A 14,328-nucleotide genomic window follows, 5' to 3' on the forward strand; every position below is an offset into this window, starting at 1 on the left:
GGGCTGAACCGTGGGCTGGAGGGGTGCGCTCGAGGGTGGACCGGGACCACTGCCGCAGGTGGGAACCCCCTGCCGGTGAACGCGGCGGTTTCCGCAGGTCAGACTGTGCGGGCAAGCCGGGCCACGGCGCCGACACCTCTTCCAGCAGCAGCCTGAAACGAGGTCGCGTCTCTGGTCGCACTCCTGGTCGCGCCTCACGTCGCGCTCCTGGTCGCGGCTCTGGTCGCGCCGGGATCTTCGCCCCGGCGGCGCCGTGGGGGCTCTGACCTGGAGGACAAGGGGTCCTCTCCGGCCGTACGCGCCGCCGACTACTTCCCTGGGGCGCCCTCCCGGCCCGGGGAAGTCCCGCCGTTGCCCGAGGACCGACCGCCACCCTGTCCGTTTCGCACCGCCACCTCCACCGCCACCCGCCGCCGAGAGGTGGCGGTCGGCGCGGGCGGGGTGGCGGTGCCGGGTGGCGGTGCTGACCAGCGGACGAGGCGGTTTTCCCGCCTGACGCACCCACAGGGGCCGTACGGCCGTTGGGAGGGCATGGAACTACCAGCACCGCCCCGGTCCGTACGACGCCCCCCGCAGACGAGCCGCGGTGGCCGGCTGCCGGGTACGTCCTGGCGTGGCAGCCCGGCGAGGACCAGGACGAGCCCGGCGCCCCCGGCTGCTGGGTGTGGTGCTGGGAACCGCTGCTCTACACCGCGCTCGGACCCGGCGCCGCCCGCCGCCACGGCGCACCCGTCCTGCTCGCCCCCCAGCGACGTCGACCTGGCGGTGCTGGAGGCGTGGGCGCTGCTGCTGAACACCGAGCACCCCGGCGTCCCGGTCGCGGCCATGAACCCGATCCAGCACCCGGGGCTCGACCCCGAGCACCGCGCGTGGCGGGTCCTGCTGGGGGCCGGCGGCCGTGCGGACTTCGCAGACACGCACCCCGGATCCGCGGCCTGCCCGGGGTCCAACGCGTAGCCGCGCCCACGGGCCTGCGCGGGAGCGACAGCAAACTCGGTCGATCACCTCGCCCTTCCGACCATCGCGCCCGTTATGCCCGACCTCTTCTGCAACTGCGAGCTTGCCCGGCGAGGCGTCCGCCGCCGAACGGCTTCCGGCACCTGGCCGAGGTCGTCACGACGGCGGGCTGCTCCAGCCCTCGGCACTGGGGGTGTCACCGGGCGACTATGGGGACGATGCAGGCCGCGAGGACGGCGGCGGCCAGGGCAATCGGTGTGGCCGCCGCCGAGTGACGGTGCGCAAGGTAGGCGAACGCACCGATCAGCTCGTCCCGTTGCGGAAGCGCCGCCGGCAGGTGTCACAAGGTAGGGATGGATTGCCAGGGCAGCCCCCGACCGCCGAACACCCAACCCCCCACTCTCAACCGGACCGACAGCGGGCGGCGCCACCATCACGCACGGTCAGGTCTCGTTCTACGGGCTCTTGCGGTACGGGGATTGCGGGAGCGGTTACCCGCAGCGGGTGTCAGGTACTGGTCCCGGGGCGAGGGTCCGTTGGCTGGCCAGGCCAGGCGCATTTGCTGGGCCAGGGTCCTCAGCGGGGGGGACCGGCCGTTGCGTGGTCAAGCGGCTAGGGCAGCGGCAGTGCCGAAGACGTCGTCGAAGAAGTGGGCGCGGTGAGTGCTGACGAGGTGATAAGCACCGCTTGGGTGGCGCAGCGCGTGATCGGTGTAGTGGAGGACTTCGGCGGGGGTGAGGACTTTGAGGTTGCCGAAGACGTAGTAGAGGGGGGTGGGGGCGTGGACGGCGGTGAACTGGAGGCCGGCGTTGATGGTGGCGGTGCTGATGGCATAGCGGTTGGTGGTGGCGCTGGGCATGTGGTCTTTGGCGTCGATGGTGACGATGTCGCTGCCGCGGGCGGCGATCAGGTCGGGGAACTGGCGTAAGGCGGAGCGTGTGCGGCGCAGGGCGTCGCGGACGGCGTGGGGGTAGGTGCCCTGTCCGCAGGGGTGGACGGTCCAGCCTCTGGCTCGCAGTGCGGTGGCGACTCGGTGTTCGTGCAGGTCTCCGACGATTTTGCGGTCCTGCCACTGCGTCACGGCGGGTTCCTTTCGACTGGGCTCTTTTTTGGGGAGGGGTGGTACGAACTCTATGGTTTTCGTACCCCTCAATGTTGACTATGATGCCGCACATGGCGGCATACGTTGACCCACGCTTTCGTCCCACGCTCTGGCCTGGAATCCCCGTGCCGGCCCCGGAGTTGAACCCTCTCGGCGGGGCACGGACGGAGGGAGAGTGGATCGTCTGGACCCCGCAACTCCGCTCCCCCGGCGCGCGGACCGTGCCGCTCCCGGAGGACTTCTACCTCCGCGAATTCATGGAGCTCGACCCCAACGACCTGGATGCCGTCGCCGCCATGATGCGGACGTACGGGCATCTTGGCGGCAGCGTCGGCTCGTTGAGCCTGGATGTGGAGGAACACGAGCACTACACCGGGCTGGCGAACGGACTCCACCCCAAGCACGGTCCGTTCGCCCTCCACGGCGAGGTGGCGACGCTGTTCGTCTCAGCGGCCCAGGACGCCATCGCCACATGGCTGGCCCTCCGCCACGAAGGCGGGCTGGACGCACTGGTCGAAGCCGGGGCCACCGAGGAGGAACTCGCCTTGTGGCAGGCCGCGAACAGCGACAAGGAAGAGACCTGGCCACGCGACCTGGATCACATGCGTGAGGAACTGCTGGGCCTGAAGCTCGGCTCCCTGATCAGCTCCCTCAACTCGGCACTGGAGCCGTTCAGCATCGGAATCGGCAGCCTCGAAGACCGCTACCCCACTGTCCTGGCCGTAGCGTTCCTGCAGCTGTACAACCACCTCGCCGAGGACGCCACCATCCGCGAGTGCGCCAACGAGACCTGCCGGCGTGCGTTCGTCCGCCAGCGCGGCCGCGCCGAGTACGGGCAGAACCGCACCACCGGAATCAAGTACTGCACCCGCGAATGCGCCCGAGCCCAAGCCCAGCGCGAACTACGCCGACGCCGCAAGCAGCAGAGCCCCCTGCCAGCGCCGGACCCCGGACCGGCCACGCCCGATCCGACGGCCACCACCCCTGAAGGAGCCTGAGGTGATCAGCCTTCGAGAGCACCAGGTGGACCAGAAGTCGGCGTTCCGGAAGTGGGTGGGATTCCCTGCCAGGTCACCTGTACCCCAGCAGGGCGCCCGGGGCACGATCGTCTCCACCACCGGCTCCGGTAAAACGATCATGGCCGCTTCGTCCGCGCTGGACAACTTCTCCGGCGGGCGCATCCTCGTCATGGTCCCGACCCTGGACCTGCTCGCGCAGACCGCCGAGGCATGGCGCCTGGTCGGTCACCGGGCCCCGATGGTCGCGGTGTGCTCACTGGAGAAGGACGAAATCCTGGAGCAGCTCGGAGTGCGGACGACCACGAATCCGATCCGGCTCGCCCTGTGGGCCGGCCACGGGCCCGTCATCGTTCTCGCCACGTACGCCTCCCTCGTCGACCGCGAAGACCCGGAAGGCCCATCGGTCAGCTGAAGGTTCGCGGGCCGCTGGAGGCCGCTCTGGCGGGCGGGGAGCGGCTCTACGGACAGCAAATGGACGGCTTCGACCTCGCGATCGTGGATGAGGCGCACAGAACCGCCTCCGAGATCATCGTCAGGGCCCGGGGGCTCGTACGTGAAGTCCGCCGGGCTGACGGCGGTGCGAGGCGAAAGCGCAAGATGCGACACGGGCCTCCTTTGGGTGTTGCCGCAGTTCAGGAATGCGGCGGGCGGTCTCAACCACCCGCCATCAACGTGATCCGTGTCGCGTGGAAGTGGTTCCAGTTCATGACCAGGCGGAATCGGCGATGCGCCTCCAGTCGCTCCGCGTCGGCCAGCTCCTGGCCTCGGTACACCAAGGCGTCGCCGGCTTGGACGAGTTCGGCAATGGCGATACGTGCGTCGTCCGCAGTCTGTCCCGTGGCAGCCGCCAGGCGGTCCAGGGATGTGAGGACCTCTTGCGGCTCGCCCAGATCATCGACCAGATAATTGATGAAGCTGTCGACAAGCGGGCCGGTGCGCCACATCCATCGGATGCGGTCGAGCCGTGCGGTGAGGTCGGCGCCCAGAGGCAGCAGGTCGCCAGGCAAGGGCAGTGCGACAGGCATCGACCAGCGGGTGCCGTCAGGCGTCTCCTTGCGGCGGGCCAGCCCCCACGTCAGGTAGAGCTCGGACAGATCCCGCACAGTCGTGGGCACCGGGAAGCCGGCGGCCGTGAGCAGCGCGCCAAACTCTTCCCAGCGGCTCGCCTCACATGCCTCGCGCCCCTCTGGCGCCTCGATGTAGTCCCATTCCTCGTCAGGCCACGAGAACGAGAGCGCACCGTCGAGGTTGCCGCCGATCATGTCCCAGCTACCCCCGAAGATCTCCTGGAGAAGGTCGTCGAGGGAACCGGCGAAACCAGACTGGCTCGCGGTCCCGATCAGCATGGTCAGAGGGAAGCCCTGGCGGGGCAGCACGTGATCCCAGCCCGAAGCCCACCAGTCGTTGTGCATCGCCATGTCCGAGCGCGGCCCGGGTACAGACAGGTCCTCGATCATCTGGTCAACTCCTCCCAAAGCAGGCCCAAGGATCACATGTTACGCAATGCGCTCAATTGCTGACGCACAGCGAGGAGGGTGGCGGCCTTGACCTCGACGACGCGGTGCTGAAATTGATCGCGCCGGATACGTCCCGGTGTGCCGGGCTCGGGTATATGACATCGCTGCGGGCGCCTGCACAGTAGCCTGATCAACCGTCAGACCACGAAGGGCGCGCCATGGATGACACCTCCCCGCACGAGCGGTGGACGCCCCGCACCACCCCGGCCGACGTGGCCGACGGCGGCAAGCAGGGCCGAGCAGGCCGCATCCTGGCCACCGCATCGTCGGCCACCACACGCGTTCGCGAACAGGCTGTCAAGGCCGCCGTTGCCGCCCGACCGCATGTCGTGCCGATCGTCACCGTCGTCGCGATGTCTGCCTTCGCCTCTCTGCTCTCCTCCGCCCGCGAGGACGGCCGGCCGACCGGCCGGGCCATGTTGCCGTCCTCGTCTTGCCAACCAACTGGCGGGGGCCCGTCTTCGTCGTGCTGGGGGTGCGGACGCACCCTCACCAACGAGCTGTCCCGCCAGGCCGGGTACGGGCCGAACTGCGCCCGCTCCCTGCTTATCTGAGTGCGCTGTGACAGAGAGAGTCCCTGTTCAATGAGCAGCAGGGGCTGGGGGCAGACAGCAGGCGTCGCGGACCATTCGAGAACGAGGACGGATTCGACAGCGCGCCTGGGCGGACCCTGCGGGCCGACTAGAAGGCGTTGTGGCGTACAGGGGCATGGCTGTCATCACGGCCACCTACAGTCGGCCTGTGACAACCCCATGGAAACGCCTGACTGATCGTCTGGCGGGAAAGACCGAGCCGGAGCCCTTGTGGGCAGAAGGCGTTCCGGACCACATCGACGTGCCCGTCAGCGAATGGCTGTACGAAATGCTTCGCGGGTACGACATGGCGGCGCCCGTAGCGATCCGGCTGAAACTGCCGTCGAGGATCCTCAGGAGTCGCGACCCGTGCAGCGAGTTGGCCACTCTGGACGACCGGATGAATCCGATGCTGCGGCTGGAAGTAATCGACGCGACCCTCGGCTGTCTCCAGCAGGCAGTCCGGGGGGCTGCCTGGCACCAGCGTGATGCCGTTGCTTCTTATGCCCGCCAGTTGGACGGCATTCTGCGTGAAGGCGACTCCGTCTTCACGGTCTCCGAAGACTGCAGCGGGCTTGAACGGCGGATGGACGAGACGCTTCACGCCACGTACGACAAGGCCATGGAGGCTGGTGCCGCAAAGGCGCAGACAGCGCCCGAGCATCTCCGCGCGGCGTTCACGGAGGCGTACGGAATCAACCCCGATCCGAGTGCCGCCTACTCGCGTGCTATCAAGGCAGTCGAGGCCGTCGCCAACCCCCTCTTCCTCCCGAACGCGCCCGAGCCGACCCTCGGCAAAGTGCGCTCTCACCTGGAGCAGGGAGGACACAAGTACGAGATGGTCATCGCCGACAAGACGGGGGCGCCTGCCAGCATTGACGCGGTCGTCGCAATGGTCAGCCTGCTCTGGCACGGCCAGCGAGACCGTCACGAAGGAGGACCCACCAGCGCACCCCTCACGCAGGAGGCCGCAGAAACAGCGGTGCACACGGCCGCGATCCTCGTCCACTGGATATCGAACGGCAGCATCCGAAAGAAGTAGACGCAGGCGTGCGTTGTCCGTGCGCCGTCGGGTCAGATACGCATAGACGAGCGGGGAGTCAGTGGCTGCGGCCTGAAGGCCGGTCAGGCCGGTCAGGCCGGTGTGACGGTCGCGGTGTACGGGGCGTCGTCTGACGGTGGGGGTGTCTTCGTCCAGGGGCCGGTAGTCCGCCAGCCGCCCCGCTCCAGGGCCCGGTCTGCGGCCTGGGCGTCGAAGGGCTCGTCAGGGCCGACGCCGGTGCAATATCCCAGCGGCCCCTGGTCGGGGTGGTCGATGTAGACGTGCCAGTCGGTGTCGTACTCGGCTCGCGCGCTCAGCTCGACCATGGTGTTCTCGTTCGGCATACGGGCACGGTGGAACGCCGCGCTGTGGTGAGAGGCGGGACGGCGTTTCCTGTCCCCCGCCGGGGGACTGGCTGGTAGACGGCCGGTCCGTCTCCGGCGGTGGCGTGCGTGTCTGGTCGCCGGGTTCAGCGTTCTGTGTGGATGCCCTGGAAGCCGGGCCCGAGGCCACGCCGTCTCGGCCGCTGGCGGGCGCCCCGGGGAGCCGGCTGGTCGCCGGCACGCGGACCGGGTACTGCCGCTTCCTTCCCCTGGGGGTCGGGCTCGGGGCCCACCGGGAGGCCGAGGCTGTGGCGAGCGGCGTTGGTGGCCGCCGCCACCGCGGCGAGTGCCGTGGCGGTGTCCGGGCTGATCTGGGACAGGGCGGTGGTGAGGACGTCGATCGCCTCGAGCGCGTCCTCGGCCGCGACCGTACTCCAGGCCGTGGGCGTGACGGCGTCAGCTAGGTGGCAGGCGCTCTCGGCCGCCCGCTCGGCCTGCTTTTCCACTCCGGGCGCAGCCCGGGAGACGAGTCCCATGCCCCTACAACGACGCGGAACGGGAAATGATCACGCCGGACGCTTCCCTGCGGACGGGTCAGCTGAGGCGGATCGAGCGCCCTTGCCGGTCGGTGCGGCTGATCAGACCTTGCTCTTCCATCCGGCGTATCTGGTAGGCGACGGAGCTGCTGCTGGAGAGGCCGACGGCCTGGCCGATCTCCCGGACCGTCGGCGCTTCTCCGCGTTCAGTGATCCATCTCCTGACCACTCGGAGGATCTCTTCCTGGCGGTCGGTCGGTGCTCCCGTCATCCCGATTTCCTTTCGGTCTGGCAGGTGGTCTGACGGCGCAGCCGGGCCAGCCGGGTCGACAGCCGGAGCAGACGTCGGCGGAGCAGGGTATTGAGGGACGGGGCTGGCGAGGCTGCGAGTGCCGTGTAGGTGGCGTTCCATGCCTGCTGGGTCCGCGCCAGGTCCTCGATGGCGGGGACGGGGGTGGGGGTGGAGTTCATATCGCCATTAGATCGTATGTTCGATTTTTGAGTCATGTGGGCACGGCGCAGACACTGCTCGTACCGGGTGTCCTGCGACAGCGAACCTGATCGATGGCTGCTGCGCTCCGAAGGGTGGTTTCGCCAACGCCGCCGCGTGGGTCACGTCGGTGGTCTATGTTGCGGGCCATGGACGCCGAGCTGACCAACGATGACCATCTGAGGGCCCTGGCCGCGCTGGAGGCCGTTGTCCAGAACAACGACGGGGCACTGGCGGTCTTGGCGGGCGGCGCGTGCGAGCGCCCGCTGGCGGCCCTGCTGGCCGCGTACGGGAAGCACACCCTCGAGCGCATCCTGCTCGCCGCGTTCGGCGTCGAGGCCACCATGACCCGCGAAGAGACCGGGCAGCGCGTCACGCAGCTCAACGGCGATCCCATGGCGCGCATCGTGTTCCTCCTGACCGACTCCCTGCACCACCAAGCCGTTCTCGCCGGCGGCGACCTCGTCACCGCCAAGCGGATCGGCGGATCCATCCTGCATGCGATCCACGCCTTCACCGACGCGGAAGACGAAGACGCCCTGACCTTGTTGCGCGCGCTCCGCAACGAAGTCCTCCAGGCCGACTGAGAGGGCCCGGAGTCTCGTGCGTGTGGCTGCGACACGGTGGTGCAACACCGTCCCTGGAAGCCCAGTTCGGTGCGAAATAGCAGGTCGGGGCTGCAACGCGGCGCAGTGTTGCACCGTCAGACTGTCGGGGTGATCGGCGTGGCGTCCAGGCGGTCTAGGCGTTCGTAGAGGTCGCGGGACGAGGCGGGCGCGGTTCTGGACGCAGCGCACGGTGCCCTCCAGCGTCGTGGACAGCCGGCCTTCTGTCTCGCGCAGGACGACGTCGGCGAGCGCCCGGGGCCCGCTGTCCTTGGGTAGTTGGTTCGCGCGGCGCCGGACGTCGATAGCGACCGCGCGGGCATGGCCGGTCAGATGGAGGCCGATCTGTTCATAGTCGCGTTCGGCGAGCGTGTCCTCGCCGGTCCACGAGAGGACGGCCTTGACGAGGCTCTCGTACAGCGGCGCCAGAGCCTGCTTGACTGCGGTCAGGCTGGAGCGAACCTGCGGATTGCGTCGGCGAGCCGCGCGAGATGATGCGCGGTGAGTACTACGGAGGCGCGTTTGATCATCTTTGATACGAATACGGTGAACCTTCTCCCGCCGTCCGGCCTTCGGGCCGACATCATCCGCAAGTTGCGGCAGTCCGGTCACCACAAGGTGGCCGTGCCGTGGATGGTCATGGAGGAGCTGGTCGCCCACCAGACGAAGCACTACCCCGACAAGTACCGAGCCGTCGTGAACACCCTGGCGAAGCTGCGCGAGGCACTGCCGTGGGAGTTGAAGAGTTCCCTGGAGCCCCTCGATCTGAACCGCCTCGTTGCCCATTGGCGCAGCGCGTACGAGGAGATCTTCGAGGTCATAGACACCAGCGGGGAGGCAGCGCGCAGGGCTCTGGCTCGTGAGGCCATGGCCCTTCCGCCGGCGAAGGCGACCAAGGAGCGGTCCGAGGGCGGCCGTGACGCGGCGGTCTGGTTCTCGATCCTTGAGTACCTGCAGGAGAACCCGGACGAGGAAGTCTGCTTCGTCACGAACAACACCAAGGACTTCGGCGACGGGGCCACGTATCCCTATCCGATGAACGAGGACGTGCGCGGCCTGGAAGGCCGGCTCACCCGGCTCGCCGACTTCGACGCGGTCGTCTCGAAGTTCACCAAGGAGGTGTCCGGGCGGGATGCCGAAGCAGCTGCCGAGGAGTTGCTGAGGTCGTTGTCGGTTCGCGCCCGGGTGTCGCGGACCGCGGGCGAGTTGCTCAGCTCGCCGGTCGGGTTCGTCGGTCTGGACACCGCCGAGGCTTCCGTTCAGTGGCGTCAGTGGCTGGCTTCTCCCGAAGCCGAGTTGCTGAGCATCGCGGACGTCCTCGGTCACGAGATCGAGGGCAGTGTCTGGTACTCGGCCAACACCCGCTGGCTGCTGTACGGGGTTGCCGTCAACGGGGACGACGAGGACGTGCGGTACGTGTCGTGCGTCTGGGAGATGAAGGTTCTCTTCTCCGCGAACGGCGGGGACGAGGCGCCGACGCTGCTGACCCCCGGCGAGCCCGTGCTCCCGGATACGGCGGATGCGCGGTGCATGGAGATCATGAAGAAGCTGAAGGACAGGGCTGCCCGCATCTCACAGCGGGCCCTGCGCAACCATCTGTCTTCCGGCGAACGGCTGATCGCCGAGAGCATCGCCGGGGCCATGCCCACGCTCGATGTCGCTGGTGCCATGGCCCGCAGTGTCTCCGACATGATCCCCAGGCTGACTGCCGCCGATCTTCTCGGGCAGGGCTTCCTCGAGCGGATCAGGGCCTCGATGCCCACGCTCGACATCGCCACCACCCTGAACCAGGCGCCCGTTGACCACCTCTTCGCCGGGCTGTTCAAGCCCGACCTCAGCGGGCTGGTTCCTCATCTGGATCTCAGCGGGCTGTTTCCTCCGCTGGATCTCGATCTCAGCCACTTCGTCCCTAAGATCGACTACAGCCACTTCCTCCCGCAGACAACCATCAACGAGATCGCCGCGGCCGCGTTGGCAGGGGAAACCCAGAACCCTGCCGAAGACGATGACGAGGGTGCCGCAGTCTCCGACATTGACGATTCGGATCCGGAGACCGGGCCGAGCGAAGCAGACGACCCGGACACAGACCGCTGACGCGGGCGCGACCGTGCCTTCGGCCCCTGGGCAAGCCCGTCGCGCCAGAAGGCTTGCCCAGGCTCCCCTGTCCCGGCCCGGTGACGCGGTGACTTCGGGATCCGTCGCGCGCACCGACACCCTCGGTCAAGGCCGCAGTTTCGCGTACCCCTCCATCAGGGCCGCCGGCGGAACCAGCCGTGGCCGCTGCCCGGCTCCTGGTCGTCCTCCGGCTCCGGCGGTGCGGCGGCCTGCCGGCGGGCGGCTCCGGCGGCGGCTTCCCTGTCTGCGAGGTAGTCGGCGTAGCAGTCGCGGCACATGGATGGGCTACCGGCCTCCCAGGCGTACCCGGGTGTGGTGGTCTCCTCCCAGCGCTGGTCGGTGAACTTCTCCCCGCACCGTGTACACACCGGCCGCCGTGCCTCCCGCTCAACGGCCCGGTGCCGCTCCTCTTCCGCTTCGGCGCGGGCGGCCTGGCGGCGGTAGAGAGCCTCGCCGTCGGGGTTGTCGAGCGCGGCCGTCAGCGTCTGCTCGCTCGTCCGTCCCAGCCGCCGCCACACCGCCGCGTCCGCGCCGTGCTCCGTCATCTGCTCCAGGGTGGTGACGACGACGGGCACCGCCTGGCCGTAGTCCCAGGCGGTGATCCCCCGGTGGTAGGTGTCGTACCGGCGCGGCGCCCAGTAGTCGCGTCCGGCCTCCTCCAGTACGGCGACCGTGTTGTCGACCTTCGCCTCGGTGGTGTCCGCGAACACGAACGCCACCAGCACCAGGCCCTCCCGGCCGGTCGGCGGGTAGACCCGGCGCCACAGCCGCTGCTCGTGGTCGACGTGGTCGATCGCGTCCGGCCGCGAGCGGACCAGGTCCACGGTGTGCTTGTCCGCGTCCTTCGGGAGCAGCCGGCCCCACTCCCAGTACCGGCGCAGCTTGGCGACCAGTTCGTGCGCGTCCTCGGAGCGGCGGTCGATCTCCATCAGCAGCACCGGCACCCCGGCCTCCGGCGCCCGCACCACCAGGTCGGCCCGCTGCACGTAGCCGCTGCCGAGCCGGTGACCGATGCCTGCGCTGTGGAGTTCGGCGGCCGTCGAGGTGACCGCCGCGGCGTGGTCGTCGTAGCTGGCCCCGAGCAGCTTCCCGGTGACCGGGTCGTACTTCTCTTCGCGCAGTGCCGAGACCCGTATGCCCTTCGGCTCCAGCAGCTGCTTCGCCTCGCCGTGTCCGCGCCGGGTCAGCACCCACACCTGCCGCTGGTCCTCCCGTACCAACTCGATCCTCACCAGCTGGTGGTCCTCAAGATCCAGGAGGTTGTCCCGCACGAGCTTGTCGTGCTGGTTGTCCGGACAGGTCAGCTTCCACAGCTGATCGGGCGTAGCCCTCTGGAAGATCCCCAGCGCTTGCAGCAGTTCCCGGCGTCGAGGTCCGGTCGAAGTCCTCCGGTGCTGAGGCTGCCTTGCTACATCTACATGAGGGTTGTCGGACCTGGGCATGGACGGCGTGGCCGCGCGGTCGCGTGCGGATGAGCGCCATGCCAAGGGCCGGGCGTTTCCGCAGGTCAGACCCAGCGGACAGGGGGTCGCCGCCCAGGCCGTCCGCGTACCGGCGCAGCATCGGCCCCGATCCGGCCCAGAAGTCCCGGTCCGGGGTGCCGATCCAGTCGTCGCCCTCGGCCTCTTGGAGGCACAGCACGTCGAGCTCGTGCTCGGCGAGCATGCGGATCTGCGCGGCCGCGCGGTCGTCCGTGGGGCTGTTGACGTTGTAGGTGCCGATCCGTACCTGGGACGTCACAGGAAAAACTCCGGGAAGTAGAGGGGAAAGCGCATCGGGGCGGCCACTGTTCGGCCGTACGGCGCGCTGCGGTGTCGCGTGTCAGCCGGTGATGCTCCGGAGGAACGTGGCCACCTCTTCAAGGGCGTCTTCGGATACGGCGATTGCCTGACGGAGGGCGTCGGGCACGTGCTCACGCTCCCAGTCCTGTGTGGAGGACGGGTCCATGCCGGCCCAGAGGGCGTCGAGGTCGGCGGCGGTATCCGGCATGCCCAGGACGGCGGCGCCGGTCAGCACCATGTGCAAAGGGCGCACGTATCCGTGCTCGTCACGCGACATCCGTGCGGCGGCCGCGGGCAGCGCAACCGACAGGTGCGTCAGGCGGTGAAGTCGTTGAAGCACGCTCGGGTGCCCGGAGTCACCGGGTGCCGGGCTCGGCGGATAATCGTAGGCGATCGGCCGGTCCAGTCCCGTCGCCGCGATCACGGCCCGGTCCTCGCGGGTGACGACCCACCGCCCGTCGTCCAGCCACTCGCGTGACGTCTCCAACAGGCTGCGCAGCACCTTCAGGCCGGTCGCCCAGCCACCGTCGGCGGGGCCCCCGAACTGGTCGGGATCGACGCGCAGCGCGCGGAGTGTGTATGCGAGGGTCCGCTCGCCGGGGTGCTGCCGGAGGAGCGTCATCACGCCTTCCGCCACGCGCGGCACGTGTCGTGCCGGAGGGAACTGACCCACGCGCGGCGCCGGGGGCGGGAGCCTGTCCTCGGAGAGGTCCGCAGGTGTCATCCGGGCACAGGTCGCCAGGATGTCGGCGAGCGTGACCGCGTCGAGGGGCCGGTCGTGCTCAGCGGCCGTACGCCACAGCACCACCGCGAGGAAGCTCGTCTCCCACATCCAGTCCCGGTCCGCATCCGGATGGGCGCTGCCGTGGGCCTGCCTCGCCTGCGAATCCATCCCCAGCCGGTAGTACACGTGCCACGCGTGCAAGGTCGCCGCCCGATCCATCACCCCTGCCAGCTGCCCGCATCCCCGCTCCCCGTCTTCACCCGCCGCACCCTACCGGGACGCCGCGCACGCTCGGCAGGGCCCGGAATCTGGATCCCGTCCGCTTCACGGGGACGTGAGTCCGGGACGGCACCGTGCCTCCAGGCCGTCGTCGCCCAACTTCTTGTTCTGGGCCCTCATATGAGGGCCAAAAAGTGGAACTTCCGCAGGTCAGAAGAGGCGAGACAGGTCCCGGGTCCTGGGTCAGGCGCTGCGGTGGCGGGAGGTCTTCTTCGCCTGCTTCTTGGCCGGCGTCTTCTTCGCAGCGGTCTTCTTCGCCGCGGTGGTCTGCTTCTTCGCAGCGGTCTTCTTCGCTGAAGCCTTCGGCAGGTCGTGCACGGTCGCGTCCGTCCCGTCGCCTCCGTGTTCGCCGCGTCCCTCGCGGGCCGCCTGGACCGACTCCTCGAGGGCCGCCATCAGGTCCACCACCTGACCGCCGCGCGGCTGCTCCTGATCCGTCGGGGGCGCCGGCTCCCTGCCCTCCAGCTTCGCCTCGATCATCGCCTCCACCGCCTCCTGGTAGCGGTCCCGGTATCCGGAGGTGTCCTCGGCGGCCATCGACTCCATCAGCTGGATGGCTCGCTCGATCTCCCCCTCCTCCAGGTCCACCTGCGGAGGGGCGAGCGACGACGGGTCACGGATCTCGTCAGGCCAGTGCATCTGATGCAGAACCAGGGCCCGGTCCCGGATGGACAGCACGCCGAGCCGCTCCCGGCCACGCAGCGCGTACTTCGCGATCGCGACCTTCTCACTGCGCTCCAGCGCCGCACGCAGCAGCGTGTAGGGCTTCGCAGCGACGTCCCCGGCGGCCTCCAGGTAGTAGGAGGTCCCCAGGCGTACCGGATCGATCGTCTCCCGGTCGACGAACGCGACGATCTCGATCGCCCGCGCCGTCGGCAACGGCATCTGCGCCAGCTCGTCGTCCGTGACCTCGATCAGACGGTCCTTCGTCAGCTCGTAGCCCTTGCCGATCTCCCCCTCTGAGACCTCCCGGTCCTCGATCTCGCAGACCTTCCTGTTGCGGACCCGGCCGCCGTCCTCCAGGTGGATCCGGTGGAACCCGATGCTGTGATTCTCGGAAGCAGGCGTGAGCCTCACCGAAATCGTGACTAGGCCGAACGAAATCGCTCCGGACCAGATACTCGTCGGCATCGCACATCTCCCTCTGCCTGGGGACTCCGAGCCTAGGCCGGACCGAGGTTCACGGCACGCCGGAGGCTCCTCGCCCTACCTCTTCGCCGGCTGCCTCAGCGTCCGGCTTCTGGTCCCCGGTGCGGGTGGGTCTGG

Annotated in this window: 16 protein-coding genes and 2 pseudogenes; 7 read left to right on the forward strand and 11 right to left on the reverse strand. The window is 68.9% G+C overall.

The annotated features are described in order from the left end of the window. Positions 1-765 precede the first annotated feature (765 nt). Positions 766-957, forward strand: coding sequence for a hypothetical protein (locus tag QR77_RS41190; protein WP_040029591.1), 192 nt, complete (start codon positions 766-768; stop codon positions 955-957). A gap of 604 nt (positions 958-1,561) precedes the next feature. Here QR77_RS41190 and QR77_RS41195 read toward each other — a convergent pair. After that, a complete protein-coding gene (locus QR77_RS41195) occupies positions 1,562-2,038 on the reverse strand; it encodes a hypothetical protein (RefSeq protein WP_040029592.1) in 477 nt (158 codons plus the stop codon). Between the two features lie 146 nt (positions 2,039-2,184). On the opposite strand from QR77_RS41195, the gene QR77_RS41200 reads away from it, so the two are divergent. Together QR77_RS41200 and QR77_RS41205 are read left to right on the forward strand one after the other, a co-directional pair. Beyond that, the gene (locus QR77_RS41200) at positions 2,185-3,057 is read left to right on the forward strand and encodes a CGNR zinc finger domain-containing protein (protein WP_052489846.1); all 873 of its coding nucleotides are present in this window, start codon (positions 2,185-2,187) and stop codon (positions 3,055-3,057) included. Between the two features lies 1 nt (position 3,058). Then, a pseudogene (locus tag QR77_RS41205) lies at positions 3,059-3,597 on the forward strand (DEAD/DEAH box helicase family protein); the annotation flags it as partial. Positions 3,598-3,731: 134 nt separating this feature from the next. Here the strand turns inward: QR77_RS41205 and QR77_RS41210 are convergent. Then, the gene (locus QR77_RS41210; RefSeq protein WP_040029594.1) at positions 3,732-4,535 is read right to left on the reverse strand and encodes a DUF6042 family protein; all 804 of its coding nucleotides are present in this window, start codon (positions 4,533-4,535) and stop codon (positions 3,732-3,734) included. 218 nt (positions 4,536-4,753) lie between these two features. Here QR77_RS41210 and QR77_RS41215 point away from each other — a divergent pair, with 218 nt between their 5' ends. Together QR77_RS41215 and QR77_RS41220 are read left to right on the forward strand one after the other, a co-directional pair. After that, positions 4,754-5,149, forward strand: a complete 396-nt coding sequence (locus QR77_RS41215) for a DUF6011 domain-containing protein (RefSeq protein WP_040029595.1) — start codon at positions 4,754-4,756, stop codon at positions 5,147-5,149. Between the two features lie 187 nt (positions 5,150-5,336). Beyond that, entirely contained in the window at positions 5,337-6,209 is an 873-nt protein-coding gene (locus tag QR77_RS41220; protein WP_150130625.1) for a hypothetical protein, read from the forward strand. 92 nt (positions 6,210-6,301) lie between these two features. Here QR77_RS41220 and QR77_RS41225 read toward each other — a convergent pair whose 3' ends face one another. The 4 genes from QR77_RS41225 to QR77_RS41240 all read right to left on the reverse strand — a co-directional run bounded on the left by QR77_RS41225 (position 6,302) and on the right by QR77_RS41240 (position 7,539). Then, on the reverse strand, positions 6,302-6,553 hold the full coding sequence (locus QR77_RS41225; RefSeq protein ID WP_040029597.1) for a hypothetical protein: 252 nt from the start codon (positions 6,551-6,553) through the stop codon (positions 6,302-6,304). A 125-nt stretch (positions 6,554-6,678) separates the two neighbouring features. Then, positions 6,679-7,068: a hypothetical protein gene (locus QR77_RS41230; protein WP_040029598.1), complete on the reverse strand. Its 390-nt coding sequence runs from the start codon at positions 7,066-7,068 to the stop codon at positions 6,679-6,681. A gap of 58 nt (positions 7,069-7,126) precedes the next feature. Next, positions 7,127-7,339 carry a MarR family transcriptional regulator gene (locus QR77_RS41235; protein WP_040029599.1) on the reverse strand — a complete coding sequence of 71 codons (213 nt, stop codon included), beginning with the start codon at positions 7,337-7,339 and terminating at the stop codon, positions 7,127-7,129. Next, complete coding sequence (locus tag QR77_RS41240; protein WP_052489847.1) at positions 7,336-7,539, reverse strand: hypothetical protein; 204 nt, start codon at positions 7,537-7,539, stop codon at positions 7,336-7,338. Before QR77_RS41240 ends, QR77_RS41235 begins: the two co-directional genes overlap by 4 nt. A gap of 168 nt (positions 7,540-7,707) precedes the next feature. Between QR77_RS41240 and QR77_RS41245 the strand changes: the two genes are divergently transcribed. Then, positions 7,708-8,145, forward strand: a complete 438-nt coding sequence (locus tag QR77_RS41245) for a hypothetical protein (RefSeq protein ID WP_040029600.1) — start codon at positions 7,708-7,710, stop codon at positions 8,143-8,145. A gap of 116 nt (positions 8,146-8,261) precedes the next feature. Here QR77_RS41245 and QR77_RS49680 read toward each other — a convergent pair. Continuing rightward, positions 8,262-8,613, reverse strand: a pseudogene (locus QR77_RS49680) (DUF6415 family natural product biosynthesis protein). 72 nt (positions 8,614-8,685) lie between these two features. On the opposite strand from QR77_RS49680, the gene QR77_RS42730 reads away from it, so the two are divergent. After that, a complete protein-coding gene (locus QR77_RS42730) occupies positions 8,686-10,257 on the forward strand; it encodes a PIN domain-containing protein (protein WP_173476486.1) in 1,572 nt (523 codons plus the stop codon). 155 nt (positions 10,258-10,412) lie between these two features. Here QR77_RS42730 and QR77_RS41255 read toward each other — a convergent pair whose 3' ends face one another. The 4 genes from QR77_RS41255 to QR77_RS41265 all read right to left on the reverse strand — a co-directional run bounded on the left by QR77_RS41255 (position 10,413) and on the right by QR77_RS41265 (position 14,193). Beyond that, entirely contained in the window at positions 10,413-11,636 is a 1,224-nt protein-coding gene (locus QR77_RS41255; RefSeq protein WP_347359833.1) for a replication-relaxation family protein, read from the reverse strand. Beyond that, on the reverse strand, positions 11,524-12,018 hold the full coding sequence (locus QR77_RS47640; RefSeq protein WP_173476484.1) for a hypothetical protein: 495 nt from the start codon (positions 12,016-12,018) through the stop codon (positions 11,524-11,526). The genes QR77_RS41255 and QR77_RS47640 overlap by 113 nt, the downstream gene beginning before the upstream one ends. 81 nt (positions 12,019-12,099) lie before the next feature. Further along, positions 12,100-12,951, reverse strand: coding sequence for a hypothetical protein (locus QR77_RS41260; protein WP_150130627.1), 852 nt, complete (start codon positions 12,949-12,951; stop codon positions 12,100-12,102). A gap of 294 nt (positions 12,952-13,245) precedes the next feature. Beyond that, positions 13,246-14,193, reverse strand: a complete 948-nt coding sequence (locus QR77_RS41265; RefSeq protein ID WP_040029602.1) for a Ku protein — start codon at positions 14,191-14,193, stop codon at positions 13,246-13,248. Between the last annotated feature and the right edge of the window lie 135 nt (positions 14,194-14,328).

It is taken from the genome of Streptomyces sp. 150FB, assembly GCF_000818195.1.
Taxonomy (GTDB): Bacteria; Actinomycetota; Actinomycetes; order Streptomycetales; family Streptomycetaceae; genus Streptomyces.

Coding starts and splice junctions, on each gene's coding strand:
- QR77_RS41210 (WP_040029594.1), bottom strand. CDS start 4,535: ATGATCGAGGACCTGTCTGTACCCGGGCCGCGCTCGGACATGGCGATG.
- QR77_RS41215 (WP_040029595.1), top strand. CDS start 4,754: ATGGATGACACCTCCCCGCACGAGCGGTGGACGCCCCGCACCACCCCG.
- QR77_RS41225 (WP_040029597.1), bottom strand. CDS start 6,553: ATGCCGAACGAGAACACCATGGTCGAGCTGAGCGCGCGAGCCGAGTAC.
- QR77_RS41230 (WP_040029598.1), bottom strand. CDS start 7,068: ATGGGACTCGTCTCCCGGGCTGCGCCCGGAGTGGAAAAGCAGGCCGAG.
- QR77_RS41235 (WP_040029599.1), bottom strand. CDS start 7,339: ATGACGGGAGCACCGACCGACCGCCAGGAAGAGATCCTCCGAGTGGTC.
- QR77_RS41240 (WP_052489847.1), bottom strand. CDS start 7,539: ATGAACTCCACCCCCACCCCCGTCCCCGCCATCGAGGACCTGGCGCGG.
- QR77_RS41245 (WP_040029600.1), top strand. CDS start 7,708: ATGGACGCCGAGCTGACCAACGATGACCATCTGAGGGCCCTGGCCGCG.
- QR77_RS41260 (WP_150130627.1), bottom strand. CDS start 12,951: ATGGATTCGCAGGCGAGGCAGGCCCACGGCAGCGCCCATCCGGATGCG.
- QR77_RS41265 (WP_040029602.1), bottom strand. CDS start 14,193: ATGCCGACGAGTATCTGGTCCGGAGCGATTTCGTTCGGCCTAGTCACG.